Source organism: Mycolicibacterium sp. XJ870 (assembly GCF_053483975.1).
In genome coordinates, this window is the sequence record NZ_JBEFTI010000012.1 from 62,969 (window position 1) to 89,651 (window position 26,683).

Sequence of the window (26,683 nt, forward strand, 5' to 3'; positions counted from 1 at the left end):
AAAAGTTCTCCCCAGCGGTGTCGTCGCCAACTGACGCACGCTAACGTGAAAAAGGTCTATGACCTCACCCACTGAGCCTACGACCCGCACCGAAACCGTGACTGCGCCGAAACCGAGGAGTCCCCGGCGCGGTGTGCTGTCCAGGGTCAGCATCCAATCGAAGCTGCTGGTGATGTTGCTGCTGACCAGCGTCTTGTCGGCCGCCGTTGTGGGGTTCATCGGTTATCAGTCCGGACGTGAGTCACTACGCGACTCGGTGTTCGACCGGCTCACCCAGATCCGCGAATCGCAAGCCCGCCATCTCGAGGCGACCGTGGGGAACCTGACGAATTCGATGGTGGTTTACACCCGCGGCGCCACCACTGAAGACGCGATGCGCGCGTTCACCGCCGGGTTCGCCGAACTCGGTGGCGCGAATATCGGCCCGCCGCAGCAGCAGTCACTGGTCGATTACTACACCGACAGGTTCGCCCCACCGGGCAACGGGGCCGGCGCCCCAGAAGTCGACGTCGACGCGCTGCTGCCGCAATCCAATGCACAGCGGTATCTGCAGGCCCATTACACAGCGCCCGTCGAAGACCGCGACGCCGCGCTGAAGCTCGACGACGCCCGCGACGGCAGCGCCTGGTCGACGGCGAGCGCACGGTACAACCAGTACTTCCGGGAGATCGTCGACCGATTCGAATTCGAGGACGCCCTGCTGATCGACTCCCGGGGCAATGTCGTCTACTCCGCGTACAAGGGCGTCGACCTCGGCACCAACATCCTCAACGGTCCGTATCGCGGCAGCAACCTGACCGGTGCATACCGCGAGGCACTGAATTCCAACTCGCTCGACCACGTGTCGGTCACCGATTTCGGCGACTATCAGCCCTCCGAGGAGCCGGCCGCCTGGATGGTCTCGCCCGTCGGCCCGGCGGCAGGCATCCAGGGTGTCCTCGCGCTGCAACTGCCCATCTCCAAACTCAACCGCGTGATGACGTTCGGCGGGCAATGGGAGGCCGCCGGCCTGGGCAAGACCGGCGAGACGCTCATCGTCGGGCCCGACGAGTTGTTGCGGTCCGACTCCCGGATATATCTCGAGAACGCCGAGCAGTACCGCGAGAACGTCGTGCAGGCAGGCACGCCGGCCGACGTCGCCGACCAGGCGATCCGCCAGCACGGCACGACGCTGGTGCAGCCGGTCGCCTCGGAGGCGGCGAGTCTGGCCCTGCAGGGACAACGCGGGACATTGATCGGCACCGACTATGAGGGTCGCGAAACCCTTCAGGCGTATGCACCGGTCGACCTGCCCGGTCTGAACTGGACCATCGTCGCGAAGCTCGACACCGCGGAAGCCTTCGCTCCGGTGGCGACATTCACCCGGACCCTGGTGCTGTCGACTGCGGTGATCATCTTCGTCGTCTGTATCGCCGCGCTGTTGTTGGCGCGGCTGTTCGTGCGGCCCGTTCGGCAACTCGAGGCGGGGGCACGCCGGATCAGTGCCGGCGACTACGACGTCACGCTGCCCGTCGTTTCGCGCGACGAGTTCGGCGACCTCACCCACACGTTCAACGAGATGAGCCGGAACCTGCGGATCAAGGAGGAGCTACTCAACGAGCAGCGCCAGGAGAACGACCGGCTGCTGCTGTCCCTGATGCCCGAACAGGTGGTGCAGCGTTATCGCGAGGGCGAGGAGACCATCGCTCAGGACCATCAAGACGTCACGGTGATCTTCGCCGACATCGTCGGCTTGGACGCGCTCGCCAACGACTTGTCCTCCGACCAATCGGTGTCCATCGTCAATCGGCTGGTCCGGCAGTTCGACGCGGCAGCGGTGAACCTGGGTGTGGAGAAGATTCGCACCCTGCACAACGGCTACCTGGCCAGCTGCGGACTCAACGTGCCGCGGCTGGACAATGTGCGACGGACCGTCGACTTCGCCATCGAAATGCAGCACATCATCGATCGATTCAACGGCGAGAGCGGCAACCACCTGAAGCTGCGTGCGGGAATCAACACGGGCACGGTGACCAGCGGACTGGTTGGCCGAACCAGCCTGGCCTACGACATGTGGGGCGCCGCAGTCAATCTCGCCTATCAAGTGCAGAGCGGGTTCTCCGAGCCGGGCGTGTACGTCACCGGCAAGGTGTTCGAGATCATGCGGGACTCAAGACAATTCACCGCGGCGGGCGATATCACCGTGGACGGACGTAGCGAGCCGGTCTGGCGGCTGTCGGAGCGGCAGTGATGAGCGAGCTGTTCTCGGCGCCGTGGTTCTGGTGGGCTGTTGCCATCGCGGTCGGACTGCCGATGGCTTTGGTCTGCCTCACCGAATTGCACAACGCTCTGGTTCGGCGGAACAGTTATCTGGCGCGGCCGGTGAATCTCATCCGCAACTATGTGCTGCCGCTGGGCGCATTGTTGCTGCTGCTGGTCAAGGCCACCGAAGTGGCGACCGAGGCGACGGCGGTGCGGATCGTCGCAACCGGGTTCGGGTTCGTGGTTCTGGTTCTGTTGTTGTCCGGGCTCAACGCCACGCTGTTCCAAGGCGCGCCGGAGGGCAGTTGGCGCCAGCGCGTGCCATCGATATTTCTCGACGTCGCGCGGTTCGTGGTGATCGCTGTCGGCATCGCGCTCATCTTCGCCTGGATCTGGGGAGCCAATGTCGGCGGGTTGTTCGCCGCGCTCGGGGTCGGGTCCATCGTCTTGGGTCTGGTCCTGCAGAACTCCGTCGGCCAGATCATCTCCGGGTTGCTGGTGCTGTTCGAGCAGCCGTTCCAGCTGGGCGATCTGGTGGCCACCCGGTGGCTCCCGGGCGGCCGAGTCGTCGAGGTGAACTGGCGGGCAACGCATCTCGATTCCGGAAGCGGCGTGTACATACTGCCCAACTCGCTTCTGGCCACTGAGTGGTTCATCAACCTGAGCCTGCCGCGCGACGGCCGCTCGATGGAAGTGGTCACGATCTTCTCCACATCCGATCCCCCCGACCGGGTGTGCGCTGTGCTGACGAGGGTGGCCGGACTGCTGCCGCAGTTGCGGCCCGATGCCGCACCGGAAGTCGCCAAGGGCGCCGCCGGGGAATACACCACGACGATCCCGCTGCGAAGCGCCGGCGCGGACGCCGCTACGCGCTCAACGTTCCTGCGCTGGTTGTGGTATGCGTCCCGACGGGCCGAGTTGCATCTCGACGACGCCGAAGACGGCTTCCCCGACCAGGAGGTAGCCGAGGACGCGCTGGCCGTGATGCGGCAGTCGCTGCGGATCGGGCGGACCGATCAGGAGGCGCTGCTCCCCCACATCCGGATCGTGCGCTACGGCGCCGACGAAACCGTGCAGTTCGCCGGTGAGGTGCCAAGCCACATGACATTCGTCGTGACGGGCCGGGTGCGTCTCACAGCGACCACCGACAGCGACGCCACCGTGGGCATTCGCACCCTCGAGCGCGGTGACTACCTTGGCCAGACCACGTTGACCCGCGAACCCGTGATGGCGTCGGCCCGAGCGCTCGAGGAACTCACCGTCGCCGAGGTCGACCGTGAACATATCGAGGCGCTGGTCCTGCGAAATCCGTTGCTGTTACAGGAGATCGGGCGCGCGATCGAAGAACGTAAAGCCACCGTCCAACGGGCGCTGGCCCTGGCCGGCGATTGACGGCCGTCGAGATCTCGGTGACGTCACGGCGCGGTGTCGGCGCCGAGCCTTAATCGTTAGCCAACCGCGATCGGCACATGCGGCGTTGTTACGTGTGTGACTGGTGTGGCAAGTGGTTCACTTTGCTCGCAAAGCAGCGGCAATTGCTTGTGGCATGCGATGAAAGGTGGGTTGGTTGCCGTTATGAAGTTCCTCAAGAGCGTGATGTGGCTGCGCCGGTTGGTGGTCGGGGCCCTGGCGGCGCTGATGCTGCCTGGTCTGATCGGGTTCGCCGGGGGGTCGGCGAGCGCTGGAGCATTCTCCCGGCCAGGCCTTCCGGTCGAGTACCTCGACGTCTTCTCCCCATCCATGAACCGCAACATCCGGGTGCAATTCCAGGGCGGTGGCCCGCACGCGGTTTACCTGCTCGACGGCCTGCGGGCCCAGGACGACTTCAACGGCTGGGACATCAACACCCCGGCATTCGAGTGGTTCCACGGGTCGGGGCTGTCCACGATCATGCCCGTCGGCGGCCAGTCCAGCTTCTACACCGACTGGTATCAGCCGTCCAAGGGCAATGGGCAGGACTACACCTACAAGTGGGAGACCTTCCTGACCCAGGAACTGCCTGCGTGGCTGGAAACCAATCGCGGCGTGTCGCAGACCGGCAACGCGGTGGTCGGCATTTCGATGGCCGGCAGCGCGGCCCTGACGTACGCGATCCATCACCCACAGCGGTTCATTTACGCCGGAACACTTTCGGGATTCCTCAATCCGTCCGAGGGTTGGTGGCCGATGCTGATCGGGCTGTCCATGAACGACGCCGGTGGCTTCAACGCCGAGAGCATGTGGGGACCGTCGACCGATCCGGCCTGGAAGCGCAACGACCCGATGGTGAACATGGCTCAGCTCGTCGCCAACAACACCCGGATCTGGATCTACTGCGGCACCGGAACCCCGTCGGATCTGGATGCCGGCACGTCCGGCGGCAATCTGATGGCGGCGCAGTTCCTCGAAGGACTCACACTGCGTACCAACGTCACGTTCCGCGACAACTACATTGCGGCGGGCGGCACCAACGCGGTCTTCAACTTCCCGCAGAACGGTACGCACGCCTGGAACTACTGGGGTGCACAGTTGCAGCAGATGAAGCCCGACATCCAGCGGGTGCTGGGCGCTCAATCCGTCACCTAGAGATCCACCCACCCAGGGAGCCTGCCGTCCACCCCCGACGGCAGGCTCCCTGCTTTGGCGGGCAGTTGACTCTGCGGGCACGGTCTCGGCTACTCGAACTTTCGCGCCGTACGCGCAGAGCGAACGCCGGCCACCGCGGGAACAAACGGACGCCAGCCAAGGTTGAGCGCATCAGACTGAACTTTGGAGGTTTGATGTCCGATCCAATCGCAGTGCCCGTCCTGTTTGTCAGCGAGCCGATTCTGCTGCCCGGAATGGTGGTGCCGATCGAGCTCGATGACGCCGCCCGCGCCGCGGTCGACGCCGCCCAGGCGACCGACACCGGAAAACTCCTGATCGCCCCGCGTCTGGACGACCGCTACCCCACCTACGGTGTCCTCGCCTCGATCGTGCAGGTCGGCCGGATGCCCAGCGGTGGCGCGGCCGCCGTGGTGCGCGGTGAACGGCGCGCCCACATCGGCTCCGGCACCACCGGGCCGGGCGCGGCGCTGTGGGTGGAGGTGACCGAGGTCGCCGACGGGCCTTCGGACGACGAGACGAAAGCGCTCGCCGCCGAATTCAAGAAGCTGCTGCTGGCGATGCTGCAGCGCCGCGAGGCCTGGCAGATCGTCGACGTGGTCAACAAGATCACCGACCCGTCCGCGCTGGCCGACACCGCGGGTTACGCGTCCTACCTGACCGACGTGCAGAAGCGTGAGCTGCTGGAAACCGAGGACGTTTCGGTGCGCCTGCGCAGCCTCATCGCCTGGACGGGTGAACACCTGGCCGAGGTCGAGGTGAACGACAAGATCGCCGAGGACGTCCGGTCCGGGATGGACAAGCAGCAGAAGGAGTTCCTGCTGCGTCAACAGTTGGCGGCGATCCGCAAGGAACTCGGCGAGGGTGAGCCCGAGGGGTCTGAGGATTACCGGGCCCGCGTCGAGGCTGCCGACCTGCCCGAGAAGGTACGCGAGGCCGCACTACGCGAGGTCGGCAAACTGGAGCGGTCCAGCGAGCAGAGCCCCGAAGGCGGCTGGATCCGGACCTGGCTGGACACCGTGCTGGACCTGCCGTGGAACGTGCGGACCGAGGATTCGACGGATCTCAAGGGCGCACGCGAAATTCTGGACGCCGACCACCACGGGCTCGACGACGTCAAGGAACGAATCGTCGAATACCTGGCTGTGCGGTCGCGTCGTGCTCAGCGCGGCATGGCCGTCGTCGGCGGACGCGGGTCCGGTGCGGTGATGGTGCTGGCCGGGCCTCCCGGCGTCGGCAAGACGTCGCTTGGCGAGTCCGTCGCCCGGGCCTTGGGCCGCAAGTTCGTCCGCGTCGCCCTGGGTGGGGTGCGTGACGAGGCCGAGATCCGCGGCCACCGGCGCACCTACGTCGGCGCACTGCCGGGCCGCATCGTGCGGGCCATCGGCGAGGCGGGATCAATGAATCCCGTTGTGCTGCTGGACGAGATCGACAAGGTGGGCTCGGACTACCGCGGCGACCCTTCGGCTGCCCTGCTGGAGGTGCTGGACCCGGCGCAGAACCACACGTTCCGCGACCATTACCTGGATCTGGACCTGGATCTGTCCGACGTCGTGTTCCTGGCGACGGCCAACGTGATCGAGAGCATCCCGTCGGCCCTGCTCGACCGCATGGAGTTGGTGCAGATCGACGGGTACACCGAGGACGACAAGGTGGCGATCGCCCGCGACTACCTGCTGCCGAGGCAGCAGGAACGCGCCGCACTGTCACAGGACGAGGTCACCGTGACCGACGCGGCGCTGCGCAAGATCGCGGCGGACTACACCCGTGAGCCTGGCGTACGGCAGTTCGAGCGACTGCTGGCCAAGGCGTTGCGGAAGGTGACGACGAAGCTGGGCACCCGCACGCGCGGAGGACCAGCAGACGCGACCGAAACGTTGACCATCGACGAGCCGAATCTCGTTGAGTACCTGGGTCGGCCACGGTTCACCCCAGAGTCCAGCGAGCGGACCGCGGTGCCCGGCGTGGCGACCGGCCTGGCCGTCACCGGCCTGGGCGGCGACGTACTCTACATCGAGGCGAACTCGAACGAGGGTGAGCCCGGGCTGAAGCTGACCGGTCAACTGGGCGATGTGATGAAGGAGTCCGCGCAGATCGCGTTGTCCTACGTGCGCGCCCACGCGTCGGAACTCGGTGTCGACCCCAAGACGCTCGACCGGCAGATCCACGTGCACGTGCCCGCGGGCGCAGTTCCGAAGGACGGTCCGTCGGCCGGTGTCACGATGGTGACGGCGCTGGTGTCCATGGCGACCGGCAGGCAGGTGCGCGGTGACGTCGGCATGACCGGTGAGGTCACGCTGAACGGCCGGGTGCTGCCCATCGGCGGGGTCAAGCAGAAGCTGCTGGCGGCTCAACGTGCGGGTTTGTCAACGGTTTTCATCCCGCAGCGCAACGAGCCCGATCTGGACGACGTGCCGGCCGAGGTGCTCGAGGCCCTGGAGGTCAAGCCGATGACCGATGTGGCCGACATCATCGTGCAGGCACTGGAGCCTGCCGGGGCGAAGGCGGCTCAAGCGGCCTGACCAAACTCCACGAGCGTGCGGGTTTGTTGCTGGCGACACGGCGTGTTGCCCGGCAGACCCGCACGCTCGGCGGAAGGACGCCAACAGCCTGCCGCCGAAGTGAACTGAGTTTCCCCGCCACCTGATCGGGTATGCGCTCCGACATGTCCAACACACACCGGGACGTGGTTCGCCGGCTGTTGAGCACCGCAGGCAAGACCTATGCCGAGGATGCGGGCATTCGGTTGGCGGACAAGCCGATGCCGCTGTTCGAACTGCTGGTGCTGTGCATGCTCGCGAGCAAGCCGATCGACGCCGGCATCGCGACCCAAGCCGGCCGCGAACTGTTCGGCAGCGGCTTGCGGACGCCGAGGGCAGTACTCGAGGCCGATCGATCGGACATGATCCGCGCATTCGGTCGCGCTCATTACGTGCGCTACGACGAAAGCTCGGCAACCCGGCTGGCGGACATCGCCACGGTGGTGACCAACCGCTACAACGGTGACCTGCGCCGGCTCGCCTCCGAAGCCCAGCAGGACATCGGTGCGGTGAAACGGCTTCTGAAGCAGTTCAAGGGAATCGGTGATACCGGAGCGGACATCTTTCTGCGCGAGGTACAGGACACCTGGACCTGGGTGCGGCCGTACTTCGATGATCGGGCCCTCGGTGCGGCCCACGATTTGGGCCTGCCGAGCGATCCGGCCGCACTGGCGAAGCTGGCTCCGAGCAACACCGCACCGCTGGCCGCCGCGCTCGTGCGCACGTCGTTGGATGACGAGCTGCGCGCTGAGCTCACGCGGCACCCCGCTGATGCCAACGCCTGAGTTCGGACAATCTGACCCGTTTACCCGACCCACCGCAGAATCATCATTAACATAGGGGCGCCTGGCAACGTCGGTGAGAGGTGAATCGGTTACATGCTGACCGCAGTACGCAAGATCCTCGGTTTTCAGATGACGATCGCGGAATGGATTGGCACCGCGATCATCCTCGGCGTTCCCTATCTGATCATCGGGATGATCTGGTCAGTGACCCATACCGGCCACCTCGCGGGGCTGGACGGTGCCGATGCGGTGGTGTCGTTCCTCGGCTCGATCGTGTCGTGGCCGGTGCTGCTGTTCACCAACGTCTGTATGAGCTGACGGGCGCGCAGATGTCTGTCGGGGACGACACCCGCGCCACCCGGATCTGGGTCAACAGGCGCACCGCGCGCTGGGACGACGGCCCCGTCACCGTCGCTGATGCGATGGATTTCTGGTCTTTCGCCGCCGGAGCCGCCAACGTCATCATGCAGATGTCCCGGCCGGGAGTCGGGCACGGAGTCGTCGAGAGCAAAGTGGATTCGGGAAACCTGCTGAAGCACCCCTGGAAGCGGGCCCGCACCACGTTCCAATACCTCGCCGTGGCGATCCTCGGCCGGCCCGAGGATCGCGTCGCGTTCCGTGACGCCGTCGACGTAGCGCACCGGCAGGTGAAGTCCGGACCGACAAGTCCGGTGAGCTACAACGCATTTGACCGAGACCTGCAGATGTGGGTGGCGGCCTGCCTGTTCGTCGGGCTGGAGGACACCTACCAGCTGCTGCGCGGGGCGCTGACCCCCGAGCAGGCCGAACAGTTCTACGCGTCGGCGGCCACGCTGGGCACCACGCTGCAGGTCACCGCGGACCAGTGGCCGCCCACCCGAGCTGATTTCGACGTGTATTGGGATACCGCATGTGAGCAGGTGGCCGTCGACGACGTCGTCGCGCAGTACCTGCGCGACCTGGTGAACCTGAAGATGGTCAATCCCCTGCTGCGGATACCGTTTCGGCCGCTGCTGAAGTTCCTCACCGCGGGTTTCCTGGCGCCGGTTTTCCGCGACGCGCTCGGCTTCGGCTGGGGGCGCGGGCGCCAACGGCTGTTCGAGTGGTTGTTTCTCCTGGTGGCGTTCGGCAACCGGTTCCTGCCGATTTTCGTCCGGCAGGGCGGTAGCTATCTGCTCCTGGCCGACGCGCGCCGCCGGGCTCGAACCGGCCGCCCGCTGATCTGAACGGGTGGTGAATCGAGTGCGACGGATTCTGAGTCATAAGGTCAGCGTCGAGCAGCTGATCGAAACACTGCTGTGGCTGGCCATTCCGTACATCGTGATCGGCCTGGTGTGGACCTTCCTCCACCCCGACCAGGTGCAACTCATCGAAAGCGAACTCCTCACACGGGTACCTGCCGGCGCCAACCTGGTGGCATTCGGCCAGGTGACCGTGTTGTGGCCGATTCTGCTGATCGGCGGCGAGGTGTGCGTAGCGATCTGAGACTGTTGGTTAAGGTCGAGCGTCGTGAAGGCTTGTGCGGTCCTCGTCGCAGCGGCAGCGGTGCTCCCCGGATGTACGTCCGGCACCGTCATCAACACCGGCGACACGCCGCAACACAGCCCGCCCAGCTCGGCGACACCCATCCCCCAGTTCGGCACCGCGAACCTGGTGAACGCCGCCGACTATGCCGCCCAGGTCGAGGGTCGAACCGGCTATTACTTCAGCACGCCCAGTGGACGCTGGCAGTGCGCGATCCTCCCGCACGACCGGGCGGGCTGCGAGTCCGCGAACGGCGAGAGCATCGGCATCGCCGGAGCGCCTGAAGTGGTGGTCGACGGCGAAGCCACCGCCGCCAACGCGATCGTGGTTCATCGCGAGAACGAGGCCGCGTTGATCGTGCTGCCGCAGTCCCAATTCACCCTGGCATCCGCAAAGGCCCTACCGTTCGGCAAAGTGCTTGCGGTCGCGGGGTTTCGGTGCAACGTGCAGGAAGAGACGGGGGTGTCCTGCGTGCGGGAATTGACCGGCAAAGGTTTCACGTTCTCCGGTGACGGCTACACACTCCGATACACCGACGTCCCATAGCGCAGGCAGATGATCCGGATCGGCACCTCGGGCTGGTCATACGACCACTGGAACGGCGTGCTGTATCCAACCGGCACGCCGGCCTCGGCGCGATTGGCCCGCTACACCGAGGAGTTCGGCACCGTCGAACTGAACGCCAGCTTCTACCGATGGCCCCGGGACACCACCTTCGCCGGCTGGAAGCAACGGCTACCCGACGGATTCACCATGTCGGTCAAGGCACACCGGGGTTTGACGCACTACCGCAGGCTGGGCTCACCGGAGCCGTGGATCGAACGGTTCGACCGCTGCTGGACCGCGTTGGGCGATCGCAGTGAAGCTCTCCTGGTCCAGCTCCATCCAGGCGTTGCGCGTGACGACGACCTGCTCACCGATTTCCTGTCGCAGATGCCCGACCGCATCCGGGTGGCCATGGAGCTGCGGCATCCCTCGTGGAACGACCCGGCCGTCTACACGCTGCTGCGCCGGCACGGCGCCGCCTACGTCGTCATGAGTGGGCCGGGATTGTTGTGCGAGCCGGTGGCCACGAGCGATCTGGTCTATGCCCGCTTGCACGGACCCGAGGACCACGCGATGTACGCCGCGTCCTACCCGGACGACCAGCTGCAATGGTGGGCCGACCGGATCGCCCACTGGGAGGGCGAGGGCCACCGCGTCGTCGTGTACTTCAACAACGACCTCGGCGGTCACGCCATCCACAACGCCCGAACACTCAAGCGGCTGCTGGCGCGCGAGTAGGCTGAGTCGGCATGACCACGCCATCCACGTTTGCGATCATCGGCGGCGGCCTGGCCGGCGCCAAGGCAGCCGAGGCGCTGCGGGACAACGACTTTGACGGTCATGTAGTCCTGTTCGCCGCGGAGGAGCACCTGCCCTACGAACGCCCGCCGCTGTCCAAGGAATATCTGGCGGGCAAGAAGACCCTGCAGGATTTCACCGTCGACCCCGCGGCCTGGTACCGCGATCACCACGTCGAACTCAGGCTGGGCACCGAGGTGTCGGCCGTCAATCCAGCTGAACACACCCTCACGCTGCCCGACGACAGCACCGTGCGGTACGACAAGCTGCTGCTGGCCACCGGATCGGCCTCGCGGCGCCTGCCGATCCCCGGCGCCGACGCGGCTGGTGTGCACTATCTGCGCACGATCGACGACGCCGTTGCGCTGAACTCCGCCCTCACCGAAGGGTCCTCGCTGGCGATCGTGGGCGCCGGATGGATCGGGCTTGAAGTCGCGGCAGCGGCCCGCGAGCGTGGCGTCAACGTCACGGTGGTCGAGACCGCACGACTGCCACTGCTCGGTGCGCTCGGTGCAGAGGCCGCCGAGGTGTTCGCGGGCCTGCACCGCGAACACGGCGTGAATCTGCGGCTCGAGCAGACAGTGGAGGAAATCTCCACCAGCGGGGGCACCGCAACCGGCCTGCGCCTCGGCGATGGCTCCACCGTGGCCGCCGACACCGTTTTGGTTGCGGTGGGCGCGGCACCGAACATCGGGTTGGCCGAACGCGCCGGGCTCTCCACTGCCGACGGCGGCGTGCTGGTCGACGCCGCCCTGCGAAGCAGCGATCCCGACATCTACGCGGTTGGTGACATCGCCGCTGCCCAGCATCCGTTGTTCGGTGTGCGGATCCGCACCGAGCACTGGGCCAACGCCCTCAAACAGCCTTCGGTGGCAGCAGCCGCAATGATGGGAAAGCCGGCCGAGTATGACGAGCTGCCCTATTTCTTCACCGACCAGTACGACCTCGGCATGGAGTACGTCGGCCATGCGCCCGATTACCAGCGCGTCATTTTTCGCGGCGATGTTGCCGCGCGGGAGTTCGTCGCGTTCTGGCTCGACGCCGAGGACCGGGTGCTCGCCGGCATGAACGTCAACGTGTGGGATGTGCTCGACGACGTCAAAGCCCTGATCCGGTCGCGTGTCGCGGTCGACCCCGGCCGCCTGGCCGACCCGACCCGACCGTTGAACGCGGGGTAGCTGGGCCGGGGAAACCGACTGCGGTTCAACTCCGCTGCGGTTCAACAATATTGTCGTCTTCGCAGGAGTTCGCTGTAACGTGCATGGGGCGCCGACGGACGCGCAGCGTGCGGCGCCGACCCGCGCCAGAATGAGCCGACAGCGGCAGCAAGGGGTGTCCATGGAATGTCTTCCGGCCGGCGTGGAATACCCGATGACGGCAGGAAGGTGACTCAGTGAGCGTTGCCCCCGACGAACTGACCGGCACCGAACAGGCGGTTCTGCTGGTGCTGATGGCGGAGTCACGACCGGTGCCCAACCCGGAACTCGATCGGCTCGGGCCGAAACTGGACAAGCCCGGGCGTGAGCGCCTCAACCGGCTCGGCCTGATCGAGACGACCACCGGCCGTCCGCTGGTTCACGAACTGACCGACTCCGGATGGGCACTGTGCCGGGAGTTGTTCGGCGCCGAGACGCCGCCGCGGCCCTCCGGACAGGGCAAGGCCCTCTACACGGTTCTCAAAGGCCTGCGCCGCTACTTCGACCGCGCCGAGCTGGTACCTGCTGACGTGTTTCTTCCAGCCGACGACACCCCCGCTCCACCCGCTTCCGCCGCGGGCGCACCGCCGCCGGACGCACAAGTGCGTGCGGCCTACGCCCGGCTGACCGATCACGCGGGCGGCTGGGTAAGCCTCGCCGACCTGCGTGAGGCAGTAACCAGCCTGCCCCGCAACGACGTCGACGCAGCGCTGATAAGTCTCTACCAGCAGCCTGGCGTCAGCCTCATCCCTGAGGAGAACCAGAAGGTGCTGACCGACGCCGACCGCGCCGCCGCCGTACGGATCGGCGACCAGAACAAACACCTGATCGCAATCGAGTCCTGATGGAACTTCAACAACGCGAAGCGCTCAGCGCGCTGCGCCTCACCTGGGCGCCCACCGCCGACGACCTGTGGCATTCGCAGGGCGCACTACATGTCAGCGGTCTGCACGACCGGCCGATGGCAGACGTCATGGCCGCATTCGGCGACGCGGCGCGAGAAGCCGATTCCAGCCCGCTCGGGGTGGTGGTGCGCGGTCCGGCCGGGTCCGGCAAGTCCCACCTGCTCGGGCAGGTCCGCGAACAAGTGCAGACCGCCGGTGGATTCTTCTTCCTGGTCGAACTGCTCGATGCGGCCAGTTTCTGGCAATCCGCCCGGGCGGGCATCCTGGAAAGCCTGGGACGGCCGGGGTCCGAACGCGAAACCCAGCTCAAAGACCTGCTGTGGGAACTGTCCTCGGTCGCCCACATCTCGCGCGCCAATCGCCGCGCGATCATCGGTGACGACGAGCTCACGCCGGACATCCTCACCGACTTCGTCAATGCCCTGCACAAGGCGCGTCGTCAAACGGTCAAGCGTGCCCACCACACGCTGCGCGCGATGGTGCTGCTCGGTGCGACAGACCTCGAACTGCAGGACATCGGCGAGGCCTTCCTGACCGCCAACGACGACTTCGGCCGCGGTGAACGGGACGGCTGGGGCCTGCCCACGCCCACCCTGACACCGCAGGAATCAGTGCGCGACATCTCCCGGCTGATCGCCCTGGCCGGGCCGGCCGTGCTGGCCCTCGACCAGATAGACACGCTGCTGGCGCAGTCCCCGCAACGCACCGACAACGGCGGAACGTTCTCCGGGCCCGACAACCGGGACCTGGAACATGTTGCGCACGGGCTCATGTCGGTTCGGCAGACGATGCGCCGTACCGTGCCGGTGGTCGCCTGCCTGCCCGCCGCGTGGGAGGCGATCCAGGACCGGGCCACCGCCACCGTGCACGACCGGTTCCGGGCTACCGCTCTGTTGGAGGGTCTGCCGACCCCCGACGTCGGCCGCGCAATCCTGGAGCGCCGGTTCACCGCCAGCTACAACGCCGTGGGCTACTCCGCCCCGTATCCGAGTTGGCCCATCCTGCCGTCTGCATTCGACGAGGCCACGCAGTACACCCCGCGGCAACTGCTCAAGCGCGCCGACGCCCACGTCCGCCGCTGCCTGGAACGCGACACCGTCGAGGAACTGGCGCGGCTGACCGGCGAAGTGGCCGCACCGCATGCGCCCGGCGGAGGTGACGCCCCGCGCGGGGACACCGGCGAACTCGACCGGCGCTTCGCCGACTACCGGAGCCGGGCGGTGACGGCTGCCGCCCTGGACCCCGACGGCGAGGACACCACAATGCCCGGCCTGCTGTCGGCAGCCCTGGACGCGTGGATCACCGAACTAGGCGACGCCGACCAAGCGTTTCGCCCCGATCCACCCCCCGGGCAACGGGTGGTGCTGCATGCACGGCTGCGTCAGAGTCTGGACCCCACCACCGACGACGAGAGGCACTGGGCGTTTCGCGCGATCGCGTCCGGCAATGCCGTCGCAGTGCAGAACCGCGTCCGGAAGGCTTGGGAAGCAACAGGTTTCAATCCGGACCGGCGCCGGCTGTTCCTGTTGCGCAACACCGGCTGGCCCAAAGGCGCCAAGACCGCGGCGATGATCGCCGAATTCGAGGCGGCCGGCGGCCGGGTACTGCCGATCAGCGACGACGACCTTCGCACGATGACAGCCCTGCGCGATCTCATCGCCGACAATCATCCCGACCTGCCCGAATGGTTGCGCAGGCGTAAGCCGGGGCACGGGATCGTGCTGCTGCGTGCGGCTCTCGGCGACATCGCGGGTGACCCGCCGCCGCCGATTCCCGAAACCGAACGCCAACCCGCGCCCGTGCCCGAGGCGCCTGCGCTCGAGCACTCGCCCACCGCGGTGACGCTGGGCGTCGACGGGACCGCCGGCAGGCAGGTCTCGGTCGATCTCGCCGCACTGCGCAAACACACCGCGATCTTCGCCGGCTCCGGGTCGGGCAAAACCGTGTTGATCCGGCGGCTCGTCGAGGAATGCGCGCTGCGCGGTGTGTCGTCCATCGTGCTCGACCCCAACAACGACTTGTCTCGGCTGGGCAGTCCGTGGCCGGAGTTGCCGCCTGGGTGGAACGCCGCCGACGACGAGCGCAGCGAGGACTACCTGGCCAATACCGAGGTCGTGGTGTGGACCCCGCGACGTTCGACCGGACGCCCGCTCGCGTTCCAGCCGCTGCCCGACTTCGCCAGCGTGATCGACGACGCCGACGAATTCTCCGATGCCGTCGAGTCCGCGGTCGCCGCACTGGAACCGCGAGCGCTGATCGCCGGAAACACGCCCAAGGCCACCCGATCCCGGGCAGTGCTGCGCGAGGCGCTGCGCTTCTACGGCGCCGGGCGCTCGGTGACGTTGAGTGGTTTCATCGATCTGCTGAGCGATCTGCCGCCCGACGTCAGCGCATTGGGCGACGCGCGCAAGCTGGCCGCTGAGCTCGGCCAGAATCTGCGTGCCGCGACCGTCAACGACCCGCTGTTCGGCGGCGCCGGGACGGCGGCAGATCCGGGTGCCCTGCTGACGCCGTCGCCGGGCTACCGGGCCCGGGTCTCGGTGATCAGCATGGTCGGCCTGACCAGCGAGCAGCAGCGGGAAGGGTTCGTCAACCAGTTGCAGATGGCGCTGTTCGCGTGGATCAAGCGCAACCCGGCGGGCGAGCGGCCCCTGGGCGGGCTGCTGGTGATGGACGAGGCGCAGAATTTCGCGCCGTCGAGCCACATCACCGCGTGCACGCACAGCACGCTGGCATTGTCTTCGCAGGCCCGCAAATACGGGCTCGGGCTGGTGTTCGCCACCCAGGCCCCGCGCGGACTGCACAACCACATTCCCGGCAATGCCGCCACCCAGTTCTACGGGCTGCTGAACTCCCCCGCTCAGATCGCGGTGGCCAGGGAGATGGCCAGGGTGAAGGGCGGTTTGGTGCCCGATATCAGCAGGCTGCGTTCCGGCCAGTTCTATCTGGCCTTGGAAGGCAACGCCTTTCACAAGATCCAGACGCCGTGGTGCCTGTCGCATCATCCGCCCAGCCCACCGACTACCGATGAGGTGCTGGAGCTGGCACAGCGGGAACTGATCTCCCGCTAGAACGCCGAAACCGACGAAATGGTCACTCGCACTGAGTTTTTACGACCATTTCGCCGGTTTCGAGGGTGCGCTAGGGCTGCGTCTGCCCCGGGATTCCTTCGTAGGCGATGTCGCCGGTCTCGAGGTTCTTCTTGGTCAGCTCGACCAGACCGTCGAGGAACTTCTGCCGTTCGGTCACCACATGCTGGATCGCGACGTCGACGTTGTCCTTGGTGATCGCGGGCATCACGTAAACCGGGTCGGTCTTGACCTGCTCACCCTTGACCAGCGCGTCGGCCACTGCCAGGCCTGCCGACAACTCGACGGTGCCGTTCTGCAGTGAGGTGCCGATGAATTCACCGCTCTTGACCGCGTTGAGACCGTCCTCGATGCCGTCGATCCCGACGATCGGAACATTGGTGCGGCCGGCCTCCTTCAGGGCTTGCAGCGCGCCGAGGCCCATGTCGTCGTTCTGTGCGACCACGCCGTTGATCTGATTGCCGAAGGACGACAGCCAGTTCTTCGTCTTGTTGACGGCCTCATCGCGCTTCCAGTTCGCGGTGTCCTTGGCCAGCACCTTGATGTCCGGGTACTTCGCCAGCACCTGGTCGATCCCCTTGCCGCGGTTGATCTCTCCCGATCCGCCGAGCGGGCCCTGCAGGATGACGATGTTGCCCTTGCCGCCGAGGCGGTCGGCCATCATCTGCATCTCCTGCGCGCCGGCGGCGACGTCGTCGGGCTGGACGTTGCCTGCCAGATCGGGAGTCTCCAGCGCCGCGTTCACCGCCAGCAACGGAATGTCCTTGGCCTTGGCCGAGGCGACCTGGGGTCCGAGCGAATCCGCTTGCACCGGAACGACGATGATCGCGTCCACACCCTGGTTGATCAGCGAGTCCACCTGGCTGGCCTGGGTGGACACGTCGTTGTTGGCCGAGTTCCACACGAGTTCGATGTTGTTGGCCTCGGCGTAGGCATCCATGCCTTCTTTGCCTTCGGTGATGAACGAGCTCATGTCGTACACCGTCACCCCGATGCGGGTGGTGTCGCTGCCGGCGTTCGGGTCACCGGCGCCACACGCCGTCATCCCGAGGCCGAGCATCCCGGCGGCCGCCGCGACGCCGAGCTTGGTGGTCAATCTCATCTGGTTTCTCGCTCTCTTTTTTCGGTTTTCGTGGAGTTACAGCCGTGATGCGTGCGGCTGAGACTCCACAAATCGCTGGATCAGGGCTGCTTTTGACCGGGAATGCCCTCGTAGGCGATGTCGCCGGTCTCGAGGTTCTTCTTGGTCAGCTCGGACAGCCCGTCGAGGAACTGCTGCCGCTGCGTCACCACGTGCTCGATCGCGACATCGACGTTGTCCTTGGTGATGGCGGGCATGATGTACACCGGTTCGGTGTTGACCTGCTCACCCTTGGCGAGCGCGTTGGCGACGGCGAGACCGGCGGACAGTTCGACGGTGCCGTTCTGCAGTGAGGTACCGATGAATTCACCGCTCTTGACGGCGTTCAAACCGTCTTCGATCCCGTCGATACCGACGATCGGCACGTCGGCACGGCCGGATTCCTTGAGCGCCTGCAGCGCGCCAAGCCCCATGTCGTCGTTCTGCGCGACGACGCCGTTGATCTGCGGTCCGAAGCCCGAGATCCAGTTCTTCATCTTGTTGACGGCCTCATCGCGCTTCCAGTTCGCGGTGTCGCGGGCCAGCACCTTGATGTCGGGGTATTTCGCCAATGTCTGCTCGATGCCCTTGCTGCGATCCAGCTCCCCGGACTGCCCGAGCGGTCCCTGCAGGATCACGATGTTGCCCCTTCCGCCGAGGCGGTCGGCCATCATCTGCATCTCCTGGGCGCCCGCGGCGACGTCGTCGGGCTGCACGTTGCCCGCGACGTCGGGACTGTTGAGCGCCGCGTTGACCGGAACCAACGGAATTCCCTTGGCCTTCGCCGACGCCACCTGCGGTCCGAGTGAATCCGCCTGCACGGGAACGACGATGATGGCGTCCACGCCCTGATTGATCATCGAGTCGACCTGATTGGCCTGGGTGGACACATCGAGGTTGGCCGAGTTCCACACCAGCTCGATGTTGTTGTCCTTGGCGTAGGTATCCATGCCTTCTTTGCCCGCAGTGATGAACGAACTCATGTCGTACACCGAAACTCCGATGCGGGTGGTGTCGCTGTTGGCGGTGGTGTCACCCGCGCCGCAAGCGCTCACGCCGAGCCCGAGCGCTGCCGCCGAGGCAATGGCGAACGCCGTTGTTCCCAGTTTCATTTGCCTTCTCTCCCGTTGTTTGAATTGTTGAGCTGGGGCGTCAAGTTCGTCGTCGTGACGACCACACGTCGACCGCGACAGCGGAGACGATCAGTACGCCCTTGATGACGTCCTGCCAGTACGCCGGGACGACGAGAATGTCCAGGCCGTTGTTGAGCGTCTGAATCATCAGCAGGCCCAACGCTGTTCCCCAGATCGTGCCGCGTCCGCCCATCAAGCTGGCGCCACCGATCACGACCGCGGCGATCGCATCGAGTTCGTAGCCTTGGCCGAGGTTGGGCGGGCCCGAGATCACCCGGGAGGCCAGCATCACGCCGGAAAGGCCGGCCAGCAGACCGGAGAACGCGTAGACGCTGAACAACACGTTCTTGGCGTTGATACCGGCGATCTCGGCGGCGTTACGGTTACCGCCGACGGCATAGACGCGCATGCCGTAGGTGGTGCGTTTCATGATGATGGCCAGGGCGATGATGCCGAGGATCATCAGCAGCACCGGGATCTGCAGGCCGAGGATCTTGGTGTTGGCGATGGCGCCGAATTCCGCGGGCAACCCGTTGATGGGGGCACCACCACCGATCACGTAGGCCAGGCCTGAACCCGCCGTCAGCGTGCCCAAGGTGGCGATGAACGGTGGAACGTTGATGCGCGACACCAGGAATCCGTTCACGCAGCCCACCGCCAGGCCGACCAGCATCGCGACGAGCACTGTCATCCACACCTGGCCCGGATTGGCCTTGGCGGTCGCCGCGCCTGCCATGGCCGACACCGCGATCACGCTGCCCACCGACAGATCGATGCCGCCGGTGAGGATGACGAGGGTCTGCCCAAGCGCGATCAATGCGAACGGGGCAGCCGCCACGAGAATGGTGATCAGGTTGTCCGGCGTGGCGAAGCGCGCGCTGCGGTAGCTGAAGTACACGATGACCAGCAGCATCACGAACACCATCGCGTAGCGCACGGCGATCCCGGCGAACCAGTCCCTGGAGAACAACTTCACGGGCTCGCCGGTAGTCGGCGAGATGACGATGGCCGCTCCCGAGTCTTCGGATTTGAGTTCAGTCGTCACGGTGCGACCTCCTGGCTTGTTTGCTCAACTTTTGCGTCCAAAGCGGTGGCCATCCGGAACACCGATTCCTGGACCTCGGGATGGTCGAGGGCTTCGCGGTCGAGCTCGCCGACCAGGGCACCGCCGCGCATGACGAAGGCGCGGTGCGACAGTCCCACCACTTCGGGCATGTCCGAGGACGCCATCACCACTGCCATCCCCTGCGCTGCGAATTCGGTGATGATGCGATAGATCTCGCTGCGTGCGCCGACATCGACGCCACGAGTGGGCTCGTCGAGCAGCAGGACGTTGACGTCTCCGGTCAGCCACCGGGCCAGCACGACCTTCTGCTGATTGCCGCCCGAGAGCGTGCCCACCTCCTGACCCAGGCCCCGGCTGCGCAGCCGCACCGACGACATCACGTCTGAAACAGCCTGCGTGCGCGCCTTGCCGCGCAGCCAGCCGGCCACGCTGAAGGCCGACAGCCGGGGCAGCGTGCCGTTGTCGAGCACGCTCATCGACAGCACCGCACCGGAGAGCTTGCGGTCCTCGGGCACCATCGCCATGCCCGCGGTGATCGCCGCGGCCGGCTGATTGCGCTTCACCGTGCGACCGCGGACCACGACGTCACCGGCTGTGGTGCGGCGGGCCCCGAAGATCGCCTCAAGCAGTTCGGTGCGTCCGGCGCCGACAAGCCCTGCCAGACCGACGATCTCACCAGCCTTGACGGTGAACGACACCGGTCCGGAAGCGCCTTCGACCTGTAGGTCAGCTACTTCAAGCACGGTTTCGTCGGTAGGTTGGGGCCTGGTGGGAAACAGCGTGTCGAGTTCGCGGCCGATCATCGCGGTCACAATCTCGTCGTCGGTCACTCCGCCGATCGGCTTGTCCAGGATCAACCCACCGTCACGGAGCACCACGACACGGTCGGCGATGGCCCGGATCTCGGCCATCTTGTGGGTCGTGTAGACCATCGCCACGCCGCGGTCGCGCAACCGGCGCACGATCTTGTAGAGACCTTCCACCTCACGCTCGGAGATGGCCGAGGTGGGCTCATCGAGCATCACCACCTGCGCTCCGGTGCGCGCTGCCTTGACGATCTCGACGATCTGACGCAGTCCCACCGGCAGGCTGCCCATCCTGGCGGTCGGCGATATCCCCACGTCGAAAACCGCGAGGGTCTCCTTGGCCTCGGCAATCATCGCCCGCCGGTTGAGGAACGGTCCGCGCTTGAGTTCCCTTCCGACGAACAAGTTTTCGTACACGGTCATGTCTTCGATGGAGGCCAGTTCCTGCGGCACGATGGCCACGCCGTGCTTGACCGCGTCGCGGGTGTTGCCCGCGGCCAGGTGATGGCCCTGGACCGACACCGTGCCGTGATCCGCGCTGTACTGGCCGGAGACGATCTTCATCAGCGTCGACTTGCCGGCCCCGTTCTCCCCGGCCAGCGCGGTCACCGTGCCCGGTTCGAGCTTCAGGTTGATGCCCTTGAGCACCGGGACACCGCCGAAGCTCTTTTCGATATCGGTGCATTCAACCAGCGTCTGGGTCATGTCGAACTCCCCACGGTGACCAGAATTTTCACGTTCTCGGCGTCGGCCGAGGCCGCGAATGCCTTATCGGACTGCTCGAGATCGAATTCGGCGCTGATGATCTCGTCGACCGGGACGGCCCCGGATGCGAGCAGCTCGATGGCCGCGGTGAAATCCTGGCGGACGTACATAAGGTTGCCGATCAGGGCGAGTTCACGGTCCTGGATCAGCCCGAGCGGCACCGGCGTGGCACCTTCGGCGACACCGACGATCATCACCGCGCCGCCCTTGTCCACCAACTCGACTGCCTGAGCGACCGAGCTCTCCCGGGAAACGCAATCGATCACCACCGCGGCGGGACCCCCCAACAGCCGCAACGCGGTGTCGACAGCGCCAGGGGCGGCTGGGTCGAAGGTACCGACCGCGCCGAGCCTTTCGGCACGCGCCCGTTTCGATTCGAGGAGGTCGGCGACGACGACGCGGGCACCGGCATGCTTGGCCGCCAGCAGCATGAACAGGCCGATGGGGCCTGCGCCGATCACCACGACCGGTCGGCCCGACAGGTCACCGACCGCCTCGGCCGCGCGCCGCACCGTGTGCACCGGTGTGGCCAGCGGCTCGATGAGGATGGCGTGCCGGTCATCGAGATCGTCATTGAGTGCGACCAGTCGGCCTACGTCGATGGTGAACGAATCCGCCAGTGCGCCAGGGGTTTGGCAGCCGAACACCAACAGCTCGCGGCAGATGTTGTAGCGGCCGGCGCGGCATTGGGAGCACTCGCCGCAAGCCAGGTTCGGCTCGATGGTCACGCGGGCACCGACCCACGAATCATCGACGCCCTCACCCACCGCCTCGACGATGCCCACCGCTTCGTGCCCCGGCCGGTACGGCAACTCGATGAAGGGATGGCGACCGCAAGCGGCGTGCAGATCGGAGCCGCAGATCCCGACGACCGTTGTGCGGACTCGTGCTTCGCCCGCCGCGGGTTCGGGTTGCGGGATCTTCTCGATGTCTACGTCGTCGATCGCATTGACGACGACTCTTCTGTTGACCGCGCCAGTTTCTACCACGTGGTGTACCCACCGTCGGCCACCAGCACCGAGCCAGTGATGAACGAGGCGGCGTCGCTGGCCAGGAACACCACGCTGGGGGCGATCTCCTCGGGCAGCGCGTAACGCAGCATCGGGGTGTCATCGATCCAATGCTGCTTGAACTCCGGCCGGTCCACCGGTGCCATCTCTGTCTTGCAGTAGCCCGGAGCCAGCGCGTTCACCCGGATACCGAGTGGGCCCCATTCGGCGGCAAGGGATTTCGTCAGGTGATGCACGGCGGCCTTGGACGCGTTGTAAGCGGGCTGCATCTGCGGGCGGTTGACGATGATGCCCGACATCGAGCCGATGTTGATGATCGAGCCGCTGCCCCGCTCCCGCATGTGGGCGCCCACGGCGAGCGAACACGCCCACAGCGCCTTGACATTGAGGTCGAACACGTCGTCCCACTGCTGTTCGGTGACGGTCCAGGATTCACCGTGATAGCAGGTGCCTGCGTTGTTGACCAGGATGTCGATGTGCCCGAGCGCCTCGACCGTGTCAGCGGTCATCCGGTCCACATCTTCGGCTTTCGTGATGTCGGCGGTGATCGCGTGTAGGTCGTGGCCTACCTCGGCTGCTTCTGCGACCACCGTCTGGTTGCGTTCGGCGCTGCGGCCCGCGATGGCCACCCGCGCCCCTGCCTCGGCCAGGCCGATCGCGAAGGCCTTACCGAGGCCCTGGTTACCGCCGGTGACCAGGGCGGTACGGCCGGCGAGATCAAACGGGTTTGCCCGTGGAGGAGATGTCATGAGGGATTCACAATCGACTTGAGGCTGGCAGGGTCGGTGTCGCTGTCAAGAGCGTCTGCGACATGCTCGAGGTCATAGCGCCCGGTGACCAGCGCGTCGAGGTCGACAGCACCGGAGGTCACGAGATGGATTGCCGCGGGCCAGGTGTCGGTGTAGCGGAACACTCCGGTGACGGTGATCTCCCAATTCTGGATGTAGCCGACAGGTAGCGACACATCGTCGGCGCCCATCCCGACCAGCACAACCTTGCCTGCAGGCGCGACAGCCTTGATACCGCTGACGACGGCCGGTGCAGCGCCGCTGGCGTCGACGAACGCGTCCACCTTCGGATCCAGCGCGGCGACGTCGTCGACCGTGGGATCGAGCACCTCCGTGGCGCCGAACTCGAGCACGCGGTCGCGCCGCGCCTGGACCAGATCGGACACCACGATGCGCGACGCGCCGAAGGCACGCGCGGCCTGCGCGCAGATCACGCCGATCGGGCCGGCGCCGGCAATCAGGATGGACGATCCCGGGACGATGCCGGCCTTGCGCATCGTGGTGATTGCCACCGAAAGCGGCTCGAGCAGCGCTGCGGCGTCATCCGACATGGAATCCGGTACAGGGTGGGCCATGTCGTCGTCGATGGTGACATAGCGGCAGAACGCGCCGTCGATCGGCGGGGTGGCGTAGAACTTCATCTCGGGGCACAGGTTGTAGCGCCCGGCCTTGCACTGCTTGCAGCGACGGCAGGCGTGCTGCGGTTCGACCGCGACACGCTGGCCCACTCGGGCTGGGTCCACCCCATCTCCGACCGCGGCGATGCGGCCGGACAATTCATGGCCGAGGACCATCGGTTCCTCGACGACGAAGTCGCCGATGCGGCCGTGGCGGTAGTAGTGCACGTCGGAACCGCACACTCCGACCGCGGCAACCTCGACCAGCACCTCGTGCGGTCCAGGCGACGGCACCGGCCGATCCTCGATGACCAGCGTGCCCACCCCGGTCATCACGCTGGCGCGCATGGTGCCGGCCGAACCGGCTGCGACGGCGTTCATGTCATGTCCCTTCCTCGACTCCCAGACGGTTCGGCGAGCAGTGCCCGGCCGACCACCATGGCCTCGACGCCAGCTGTGATACACAGCGGCGCAATGTCTTCGGTTACTCCCCCGTCGACGATCACCGGCAGGCGCTGCGCGCAGGACGCGGCGATATCAAGCCGCTGAACTTCGCAGCGGTCACTGGTGCCCGGCTCGATCAACATCACGAGCGCTCCGTCGGGTTCCGCGGGCCAGGGAGTCCCACCCCTGCCCCAGCCCGACCATTCCTGCCAGATCGCGATCCACGCCGCGACGCCGGCGGACCGGATCGCGGCTGCGCGCTCGACGGTGAACGCCGACCAGGGCAGGAACACCCGGGCCGGGCGCAGGGCCAGCAGGGCGGGCAGCATCTCGTCGGCGAACTCAGGTGAACCGATCAGGTGCACCTCCAGCCGAGATGAGCCGATGTCGTCCGAAATCTGCTGGAGTTCCGCGATACTCACTCCGGCGGGCAATCCCTCGGCCTCGGCCATGACGTCCACGTGCACGCCAAGCCCGGCGGCGGCCAGTGCGCCGGCGAATGCGACACGGCGCGGTGGCGGCGCCGCGTAGACGGATCCGGCAAGCCACTTCGCATAGTGGACGTGCCACGGCGCGATCACGGCTGATGTCCCGAATCGAGCAGTGGTGAGAAGGCCACCTCGGCCCACCGCCCGCGCAACGCGCCGACGTCGCGGCGGGTGTGGCGCGGCGAGACTCGCAGGCGCACTTCTGGCTGCCAGCGCTTCGACAGGTCGACGAGCCCGGCAACATCCAGCCCACCCGCCACCGCGGCCGCCTGAATGCAGGCCCCACGGGCGGTCGCCTCGTCGGCGTCGAGCACCGTCACCTCGTCGTCCAGCAGATCTGCGAGCAGCTGCAGCGTCGCCTTCGAACGCGTCCCACCGCCGACAGCGACAGCACCGCCACTGACGTCAACCCCGCAGGCGCGCAAGCTGTCCCGCGCGCTGAGCAGTGACAGCAAGGGGCCCTCGACAAATGCCCGGGCCAGCTCCTCGCGCGTGGTGTGTGACGTGACGTCGACGAATGCCCCGCGGGCCGCCGGACGATCGGGTTTGCGTTCGCCGTCCAGGAACGGCACCAGCACCGGCCCCGGATTGTCGCCGGCCGCCAGCGCCAGGTCCGCCAGGTCGGCCAGATCGGTGCCGAGCAGCCGGGCGGCCACCTCACCGACTCGCGCCGCGTTGAGCGTGCTGACCAGCGGCAGATACCCGCCGGTGAGATCGGCCACCCCGTCGACCATTCCGCTCGGGTCGAACACCGGTGTGCGACAGGATGTGGCGACCACACCGGAGGTTCCGATGCCGATGTACTGGTCACCGTCGCCAAGGCCGAGCCCGAGGTAGGCGGCATGCTGATCGCCGCCGCCGGGCGCCACCAGAATGTCGGCACCGTCAATGGCCAACCCGAGTGCCTGCGCCGCCGTGGGCCGGATGGTTCCGGCGGACTGGCAGGGGCCGAGCACGGTGGGCAGCATGGACGACCAGTCCCGCTCGCCGCCGGCCATCTCGAGGTACCCGCTGATCCATTGTCCGGCTGCAGTATTGAAGTAACCGGTGCCGGATGCCTCGGAGCGGTCGGTCACCCGAGCTCCGGTCAGCCAGTACGTCAGATAATCGTGCGGCAGCAGAACCGAGGCCGCCCGGTCGAGTACATCGGGCTCGTGTGTGGCTACCCACGCCACCTTGGCGATCGTGAACGCCGCCGTCGGCATCGAACCGATACTGCGGATCCAGGATTGCGCGCCGATGCGGTCGACCAGCCAGGCCAGCTCCGGTGCTCCGGTGGTGTCGTTCCAGAGTTTGGCTGGGCGCAATGGGTTTCCCTGCTCGTCGAGCAGTACCAGGCCGTGGCATTGGGCGGCGACCGAGATTGCCTTGATGACGGGTGCCTGCCCGCAGTCGGCGAGTGCGGCGCGGGCCGCCGATACGAACGCCGTGACCCACTCGAGGGGGTGCTGCTCACTGCTCGGAGGGAAGGCGGGCGGGTGTGGCGCCGAGCCGGAACCCAACAGGCGCCCGCCGACGATTTCGCGCACCTCGACCTTGCATGACTGCGTGGACGAATCCACCCCGAGCACAGCGTATTCGGTCATGCGCGCACCACCGGCACAGCCTCGTCACCGGGACGCCCGCCGCGCACACCGACACCACCGGCGGGATGACTGTCCACGACGTCGCGCATGGTGTGACCGCGCAGCGCCATCGTCACCACGGCCAGCGCGTCACCCCAGGCGCCGACCGCCAGCGTGCTGGCCATGGCGATCATGTCGCCCGGGTCGGCATCAGCGGCTGTCGGCGGCAACAGGACGACCGCATCGGCGGCGGCGGCGAACGGAGATTCCGGGCTTTCGGTGATCGCCACGACCGTGATTCCCCTACTGGTCAGCAGCTCGGCCAGTCGGGTCAGCTCAGCAGACTGACCGGTCTTGGAAATGGCCAGCACCAGGTCGTTTTCGGTGATCGCGCCCATACCGCCGTGCAGGGCGTCCATCGAAGGCAGGTAGACCGCCGGAGTACCGCAGACCGACAGCAGATGAGCCAGCCGCTCGGCCATGATCCCTGAGGTTCCCGAGCCGGTGGTGACGACCTTGCCGGTGATCGCGAGCATGCGACGGGCCACCGCGACCACATCCGACTCAACGCTTCCCGCCAGCGCGGCCACGGCAGCGGATTCCCGGGACAACACCGTGCCGGCCAGCACTGCCAGGTCGGTGTCCTCGGTCCGCATGCTCGTCGCGCCTCCATGATCCCGGTCGCTCATCTGTTG

Annotated in this window: 23 protein-coding genes; 13 read left to right on the forward strand and 10 right to left on the reverse strand. The window is 66.5% G+C overall.

The features are described 5' to 3' along the window. Window positions 1-58: 58 nt before the first annotated feature. From ABQF30_RS28490 to ABQF30_RS28550, 13 genes are all read left to right on the forward strand, one after another. Window positions 59-2,230: an adenylate/guanylate cyclase domain-containing protein gene (locus ABQF30_RS28490; RefSeq protein ID WP_448470215.1), complete on the forward strand. Its 2,172-nt coding sequence runs from the start codon at window positions 59-61 to the stop codon at window positions 2,228-2,230. After that, window positions 2,230-3,633: a cyclic nucleotide-binding domain-containing protein gene (locus ABQF30_RS28495; RefSeq protein ID WP_448470217.1), complete on the forward strand. Its 1,404-nt coding sequence runs from the start codon at window positions 2,230-2,232 to the stop codon at window positions 3,631-3,633. Before ABQF30_RS28490 ends, ABQF30_RS28495 begins: the two co-directional genes overlap by 1 nt. Window positions 3,634-3,816: 183 nt before the next feature. After that, on the forward strand, window positions 3,817-4,806 hold the full coding sequence (locus tag ABQF30_RS28500) for an esterase family protein (RefSeq protein WP_448470219.1): 990 nt from the start codon (window positions 3,817-3,819) through the stop codon (window positions 4,804-4,806). Window positions 4,807-5,000: 194 nt separating this feature from the next. After that, window positions 5,001-7,346 (forward strand): endopeptidase La, encoded by a 2,346-nt coding sequence (gene lon / locus ABQF30_RS28505; protein ID WP_448470221.1) that lies wholly within the window; start codon window positions 5,001-5,003, stop codon window positions 7,344-7,346. 143 nt (window positions 7,347-7,489) lie between these two features. Continuing rightward, window positions 7,490-8,149 carry an HhH-GDP family DNA glycosylase gene (locus ABQF30_RS28510; RefSeq protein ID WP_448470223.1) on the forward strand — a complete coding sequence of 220 codons (660 nt, stop codon included), beginning with the start codon at window positions 7,490-7,492 and terminating at the stop codon, window positions 8,147-8,149. Between the two features lie 93 nt (window positions 8,150-8,242). Continuing rightward, entirely contained in the window at window positions 8,243-8,467 is a 225-nt protein-coding gene (locus ABQF30_RS28515) for a hypothetical protein (protein WP_448470225.1), read from the forward strand. An 11-nt stretch (window positions 8,468-8,478) separates the two neighbouring features. Then, window positions 8,479-9,354, forward strand: coding sequence for an oxygenase MpaB family protein (locus tag ABQF30_RS28520; protein WP_448470227.1), 876 nt, complete (start codon window positions 8,479-8,481; stop codon window positions 9,352-9,354). 16 nt (window positions 9,355-9,370) lie between these two features. Continuing rightward, window positions 9,371-9,613, forward strand: a complete 243-nt coding sequence (locus ABQF30_RS28525) for a hypothetical protein (RefSeq protein WP_448470229.1) — start codon at window positions 9,371-9,373, stop codon at window positions 9,611-9,613. 24 nt (window positions 9,614-9,637) lie between these two features. After that, window positions 9,638-10,198, forward strand: coding sequence for a hypothetical protein (locus ABQF30_RS28530; RefSeq protein ID WP_448470231.1), 561 nt, complete (start codon window positions 9,638-9,640; stop codon window positions 10,196-10,198). 9 nt (window positions 10,199-10,207) lie between these two features. After that, window positions 10,208-10,936, forward strand: a complete 729-nt coding sequence (locus ABQF30_RS28535; protein WP_448470233.1) for a DUF72 domain-containing protein — start codon at window positions 10,208-10,210, stop codon at window positions 10,934-10,936. 11 nt (window positions 10,937-10,947) lie between these two features. Next, window positions 10,948-12,174: an NAD(P)/FAD-dependent oxidoreductase gene (locus ABQF30_RS28540; protein ID WP_448470235.1), complete on the forward strand. Its 1,227-nt coding sequence runs from the start codon at window positions 10,948-10,950 to the stop codon at window positions 12,172-12,174. A gap of 215 nt (window positions 12,175-12,389) precedes the next feature. Next, the gene (locus tag ABQF30_RS28545) at window positions 12,390-13,037 is read left to right on the forward strand and encodes a hypothetical protein (protein WP_448470237.1); all 648 of its coding nucleotides are present in this window, start codon (window positions 12,390-12,392) and stop codon (window positions 13,035-13,037) included. Beyond that, the gene (locus ABQF30_RS28550) at window positions 13,037-16,168 is read left to right on the forward strand and encodes a helicase HerA domain-containing protein (RefSeq protein ID WP_448470239.1); all 3,132 of its coding nucleotides are present in this window, start codon (window positions 13,037-13,039) and stop codon (window positions 16,166-16,168) included. Before ABQF30_RS28545 ends, ABQF30_RS28550 begins: the two co-directional genes overlap by 1 nt. A 70-nt stretch (window positions 16,169-16,238) precedes the next feature. Here ABQF30_RS28550 and xypA read toward each other — a convergent pair whose 3' ends face one another. The 10 genes from xypA to ABQF30_RS28600 all read right to left on the reverse strand — a co-directional run bounded on the left by xypA (window position 16,239) and on the right by ABQF30_RS28600 (window position 26,677). Further along, the gene (gene xypA, locus ABQF30_RS28555) at window positions 16,239-17,288 is read right to left on the reverse strand and encodes a sugar ABC transporter xylitol/L-sorbitol-binding protein XypA (RefSeq protein ID WP_448470241.1); all 1,050 of its coding nucleotides are present in this window, start codon (window positions 17,286-17,288) and stop codon (window positions 16,239-16,241) included. Between the two features lie 80 nt (window positions 17,289-17,368). Continuing rightward, complete coding sequence (gene thpA / locus ABQF30_RS28560) at window positions 17,369-18,418, reverse strand: sugar ABC transporter xylitol/D-threitol-binding protein ThpA (protein WP_448470243.1); 1,050 nt, start codon at window positions 18,416-18,418, stop codon at window positions 17,369-17,371. A gap of 40 nt (window positions 18,419-18,458) precedes the next feature. Continuing rightward, window positions 18,459-19,484 (reverse strand): ABC transporter permease, encoded by a 1,026-nt coding sequence (locus ABQF30_RS28565; RefSeq protein WP_448470244.1) that lies wholly within the window; start codon window positions 19,482-19,484, stop codon window positions 18,459-18,461. Beyond that, a complete protein-coding gene (locus ABQF30_RS28570; RefSeq protein ID WP_448470246.1) occupies window positions 19,481-21,016 on the reverse strand; it encodes a sugar ABC transporter ATP-binding protein in 1,536 nt (511 codons plus the stop codon). Before ABQF30_RS28570 ends, ABQF30_RS28565 begins: the two co-directional genes overlap by 4 nt. Then, on the reverse strand, window positions 21,013-22,065 hold the full coding sequence (locus ABQF30_RS28575) for a zinc-dependent alcohol dehydrogenase (protein WP_448470248.1): 1,053 nt from the start codon (window positions 22,063-22,065) through the stop codon (window positions 21,013-21,015). Before ABQF30_RS28575 ends, ABQF30_RS28570 begins: the two co-directional genes overlap by 4 nt. Then, complete coding sequence (locus ABQF30_RS28580; protein ID WP_448470250.1) at window positions 22,059-22,835, reverse strand: SDR family NAD(P)-dependent oxidoreductase; 777 nt, start codon at window positions 22,833-22,835, stop codon at window positions 22,059-22,061. Before ABQF30_RS28580 ends, ABQF30_RS28575 begins: the two co-directional genes overlap by 7 nt. Beyond that, the gene (locus tag ABQF30_RS28585; RefSeq protein WP_448470252.1) at window positions 22,832-23,872 is read right to left on the reverse strand and encodes an NAD(P)-dependent alcohol dehydrogenase; all 1,041 of its coding nucleotides are present in this window, start codon (window positions 23,870-23,872) and stop codon (window positions 22,832-22,834) included. Before ABQF30_RS28585 ends, ABQF30_RS28580 begins: the two co-directional genes overlap by 4 nt. Beyond that, entirely contained in the window at window positions 23,869-24,516 is a 648-nt protein-coding gene (locus ABQF30_RS28590) for a beta/alpha barrel domain-containing protein (RefSeq protein ID WP_448470254.1), read from the reverse strand. The genes ABQF30_RS28585 and ABQF30_RS28590 overlap by 4 nt, the downstream gene beginning before the upstream one ends. Then, the gene (locus ABQF30_RS28595) at window positions 24,513-26,009 is read right to left on the reverse strand and encodes an FGGY family carbohydrate kinase (RefSeq protein WP_448470256.1); all 1,497 of its coding nucleotides are present in this window, start codon (window positions 26,007-26,009) and stop codon (window positions 24,513-24,515) included. Before ABQF30_RS28595 ends, ABQF30_RS28590 begins: the two co-directional genes overlap by 4 nt. Further along, entirely contained in the window at window positions 26,006-26,677 is a 672-nt protein-coding gene (locus ABQF30_RS28600; protein ID WP_448470258.1) for an SIS domain-containing protein, read from the reverse strand. The genes ABQF30_RS28595 and ABQF30_RS28600 overlap by 4 nt, the downstream gene beginning before the upstream one ends. Window positions 26,678-26,683 lie beyond the last annotated feature (6 nt).

Excerpts from the sequence above, each read along its gene's own strand:
- ABQF30_RS28540 (WP_448470235.1), top strand. The coding sequence starts at position 10,948 with ATGACCACGCCATCCACGTTTGCGATCATCGGCGGCGGCCTGGCCGGC.
- ABQF30_RS28535 (WP_448470233.1), top strand. The coding sequence starts at position 10,208 with ATGATCCGGATCGGCACCTCGGGCTGGTCATACGACCACTGGAACGGC.
- lon (WP_448470221.1), top strand. The coding sequence starts at position 5,001 with ATGTCCGATCCAATCGCAGTGCCCGTCCTGTTTGTCAGCGAGCCGATT.
- ABQF30_RS28570 (WP_448470246.1), bottom strand. The coding sequence starts at position 21,016 with ATGACCCAGACGCTGGTTGAATGCACCGATATCGAAAAGAGCTTCGGC.
- ABQF30_RS28580 (WP_448470250.1), bottom strand. The coding sequence starts at position 22,835 with ATGACATCTCCTCCACGGGCAAACCCGTTTGATCTCGCCGGCCGTACC.
- ABQF30_RS28550 (WP_448470239.1), top strand. The coding sequence starts at position 13,037 with ATGGAACTTCAACAACGCGAAGCGCTCAGCGCGCTGCGCCTCACCTGG.
- ABQF30_RS28520 (WP_448470227.1), top strand. The coding sequence starts at position 8,479 with ATGTCTGTCGGGGACGACACCCGCGCCACCCGGATCTGGGTCAACAGG.
- ABQF30_RS28585 (WP_448470252.1), bottom strand. The coding sequence starts at position 23,872 with ATGAACGCCGTCGCAGCCGGTTCGGCCGGCACCATGCGCGCCAGCGTG.
- ABQF30_RS28600 (WP_448470258.1), bottom strand. The coding sequence starts at position 26,677 with ATGAGCGACCGGGATCATGGAGGCGCGACGAGCATGCGGACCGAGGAC.
- ABQF30_RS28490 (WP_448470215.1), top strand. The coding sequence starts at position 59 with ATGACCTCACCCACTGAGCCTACGACCCGCACCGAAACCGTGACTGCG.
- ABQF30_RS28510 (WP_448470223.1), top strand. The coding sequence starts at position 7,490 with ATGTCCAACACACACCGGGACGTGGTTCGCCGGCTGTTGAGCACCGCA.
- ABQF30_RS28495 (WP_448470217.1), top strand. The coding sequence starts at position 2,230 with ATGAGCGAGCTGTTCTCGGCGCCGTGGTTCTGGTGGGCTGTTGCCATC.
- ABQF30_RS28515 (WP_448470225.1), top strand. The coding sequence starts at position 8,243 with ATGCTGACCGCAGTACGCAAGATCCTCGGTTTTCAGATGACGATCGCG.
- ABQF30_RS28595 (WP_448470256.1), bottom strand. The coding sequence starts at position 26,009 with ATGACCGAATACGCTGTGCTCGGGGTGGATTCGTCCACGCAGTCATGC.
- ABQF30_RS28500 (WP_448470219.1), top strand. The coding sequence starts at position 3,817 with ATGAAGTTCCTCAAGAGCGTGATGTGGCTGCGCCGGTTGGTGGTCGGG.
- xypA (WP_448470241.1), bottom strand. The coding sequence starts at position 17,288 with ATGAGATTGACCACCAAGCTCGGCGTCGCGGCGGCCGCCGGGATGCTC.
- thpA (WP_448470243.1), bottom strand. The coding sequence starts at position 18,418 with ATGAAACTGGGAACAACGGCGTTCGCCATTGCCTCGGCGGCAGCGCTC.